We start from the raw sequence: 2,579 nt of genomic DNA on the forward strand, positions 1-2,579 counted from the left end.
CATATGTTTCTGTCATTGGTTTTATGTCTTTCATTATTACTCTCTACTTATTTAGTGACAAGAGTTTTGGAAATATGACAGATTTTTGAATTTATTTACAGATTTTCTCAAATTACTGGTAACGTTTGGGCTATGATTTCGTTGGGGATAAATCCAGCAGGATTTGTCCGGGAGAAATCGGGCCCGGTTAAAGGTTTTTAGGTTTAAATTTAGCGAAAAAGCAGCAATGAATTATAGCCGGTGTTGTAAGTTGTTTTTTATTCAAAATACCTTTTCAAGTCCCTTTTAATTCGATTTATATTCCATTTAGCGTGCAGAACTGGAACGATTACAAAGAAAAATCCAATCACGATGAGAATGAACAAATCTGGAAATGGATTTACTTCCCCAATAGGCGGAATTAGAGCCTCGAGAACAATAAGTCCAGCAATTAGACAAAGAAAAACCAATATACTTAATTCAAAAACCAACGAAACTTTGCTCATTCCATTTATTTTCATGGATATTTGAGTTCCTTTTTCCGTTTTTTCAAATTTACCAGTGGCCTTCGCCCAATTCGGGAAAAAGTCAAGAAATCCAACCCTTTTTCTTACCAAGAATCCTTCATTATTAACCTTTCCGACTAATTTTTGGTGACTAGACTGGAAAATGTCCATAAATGCAAAAATGAAAGAATAATACTCTCCGTTTGATTCGGACTGCATTTTTCGAACAATTTCATCTAATCCATTTTTGGCGTTTACGTTAATCTGTACTTGAAGTCCGTATTTTTCTAGAATTCTATCCATTCAATGCTTTGGTCAAAATAACTTACAACGTTTTAGCTATGAACAGTACGGGAGTAAACTAGCGTTTGCTTTCCGTCACGCACGTAGCGAAATCTTTTGGTTTGATTTATTTTTTTCTTATTCAAAGCAAAATCGCGAAAGATTTCGCGACCTTATAAAAATACACAAACCTTAGCGTTTAAGACTTAAGCCCGTATTGTTTATAGGTTTTGTTACCAACAGTACTTTATTTTTTTTTCTTATTTTTTTGAATGAGAGATTCTCTTTTTTGATTCAATAAGGTTGTTAAATCAACACTAGGAAGAGAGTATTTTCCTAAGGGAAAGAAAGAAGTCATTGTGGATAAATAACTTCTTAAACTATTTATAGAAATAGAAACACCTGAGGACCATAAAAATTCCGATTTTTGTTTTTCATTAAGCTTTGTTTCTTTATCAAAACTATAGACAGCAATACCTTCAACAAAAATCGAATAACCAGGTAGTTTATCTTCTGATCTATTTATATCTAACTTGGAAAAAACTAAATATTTATTGTCTTCATTCTTAACATCTCTGACTATAAAATCAATATCTATATAATAATCGTTAATTAAATCTTTAGGATTTATTGAGCTGCCTTTTTCTGGTTCAATAAAATTGTAACTTGAATTTACGATAAAGAAATCTTCTAAAACTAATTCCGATTTTACTAGTTCCATTAGGCTGTTAATTGTTGTTTTATTATTTTCAATGAGGTCTTTTGACCTCCAGTAAATGCTTCTTGATTATCAGGATTTAGGTTTTTAAATATTGACCAGCTAGTATTTTTAACACCGTGCTCAATATCGGTTGTAAGATTTTGATAATTGAAATCTGTATCCAGATTATCATATCCATTTTCTTTAATTTTGATTTCAATACTTAAATTAAGTTTGTCTTTTAATTTAGCCAGAGTAACAAAATTAAGTAGTTTATTGCCACGATAGAGTTGTGTTAAGTAACTTGCAGAAGTTCCGATTAGTTCTGCAATCGTTTTTCTATTCAAATTGTTTTTATCTGTAATTTCAGAAATTTCCGATAGCAATTTTGAAGCAATAATTCTTGCTTCTATATCATAATCAATTTCTTGATTATTAAAGATGCTGTCAAAAGCTGTTTCAAGGTTTTGGATATTTTTTTCTGATGATTTCATATTCGGCTTTTCCAACTTTGGTAATTATTGGAATATTTTTTTTGTTGTTTTTTTGGCTTTTTTTCTTCTTGAATAATTCACAAGCAATTATTACAAACGTTTTATCTTTTAGAGTTAATTCCTTGCAATACAATCTATCATTATCATTCCCTTTAAAAAATTTCATTGCAGTAACGTCCTTGCAATTACTATTTATATTTTCTTTATCATATACATCAGTGTTTCTATGTCCATCTAGGATTACACCGCATATGTATTTGAATTTTTTTAGATGTTTATCATCTTGATTAATATATTCAAATATCTCTTCCCAGTTCTCAATGTCAATACAAATGATTCTTTTACCGTCAGAGCTTTTAATTATTTCTTTTGCTTTCTTTATCACAAAATTAAGCTATAGGTTAATTAATAACAAGTTAATTATCATTTTATTGTGTTTTTGTGTATACAAGATACTAAGTTTAGAATGAATTCTTACAAGTTTAAGTGTATTGTTGGTAACGGTTGGGCTAAGCGTAGTGCGGGGGCAAGGAAACTTTTTGTTTCCGTCTGCGCACGAAGCTAAAGCTTTTGGTTTTGCTTTTTCTTTTTTTGTTCCAAAGCTAAATCCATAAGATT

At 30.3% G+C, this 2,579-nt stretch carries 4 protein-coding genes; all 4 read right to left on the reverse strand.

The genetic code is table 11. From position 1 onward, the window contains the following. Window positions 1-257: 257 nt before the first annotated feature. Window positions 258-788 (reverse strand): hypothetical protein, encoded by a 531-nt coding sequence (locus ACOCEA_RS17870; RefSeq protein WP_420757639.1) that lies wholly within the window; start codon window positions 786-788, stop codon window positions 258-260. A gap of 226 nt (window positions 789-1,014) precedes the next feature. Beyond that, window positions 1,015-1,488 carry a hypothetical protein gene (locus ACOCEA_RS17875; RefSeq protein WP_420757640.1) on the reverse strand — a complete coding sequence of 158 codons (474 nt, stop codon included), beginning with the start codon at window positions 1,486-1,488 and terminating at the stop codon, window positions 1,015-1,017. Beyond that, window positions 1,488-1,961: a hypothetical protein gene (locus ACOCEA_RS17880; protein WP_420757641.1), complete on the reverse strand. Its 474-nt coding sequence runs from the start codon at window positions 1,959-1,961 to the stop codon at window positions 1,488-1,490. Before ACOCEA_RS17880 ends, ACOCEA_RS17875 begins: the two co-directional genes overlap by 1 nt. After that, window positions 1,927-2,346 (reverse strand): hypothetical protein, encoded by a 420-nt coding sequence (locus tag ACOCEA_RS17885; protein ID WP_420757642.1) that lies wholly within the window; start codon window positions 2,344-2,346, stop codon window positions 1,927-1,929. The genes ACOCEA_RS17880 and ACOCEA_RS17885 overlap by 35 nt, the downstream gene beginning before the upstream one ends. Window positions 2,347-2,579 lie beyond the last annotated feature (233 nt).

The sequence above is a fragment of the Maribacter luteocoastalis genome (genome assembly GCF_048890225.1).
In the GTDB taxonomy this organism is placed as follows: Bacteria; Bacteroidota; Bacteroidia; order Flavobacteriales; family Flavobacteriaceae; genus Maribacter; species Maribacter luteocoastalis.